General features: G+C 60.7%; 1 protein-coding gene. It reads right to left on the reverse strand.

Annotation, left to right across the window (positions count from 1 at the left end):
* On the reverse strand, positions 1-270 hold a 270-nt coding region (locus tag SB847_RS21110; RefSeq protein WP_410578579.1), incomplete at both ends, for a type IV secretion system protein.

Here is a 270-nt window from a genome sequence, read left to right on the forward strand (position 1 = left end):
CGAACCTGCAAACAGCTTGATGGCCGTCGCCAGGACGGTCGCTGCCAGCGGTTTGGCAAGAAGAAGTGCGACGACGATTTCGCACCACCGCCCAGACCACGCTTTGGACTTCTCCCACGGCAACATCATGAGGGCGACCGGTGCTAGTGCAGCGAGGACTGCGAGGGCGAAGGTCCGGAAAATCATGGAGCACATAAGGATGAACGCCAAAATCCAGACCACAACGACCGCCATGGCCGTAACGATCGCCCCAGCGACCGCTCCCCCTTG

This window comes from Bacillus sp. SIMBA_026 (genome assembly GCF_046535335.1).
Lineage (GTDB): Bacteria > Bacillota > Bacilli > Bacillales > Bacillaceae > Bacillus > Bacillus velezensis.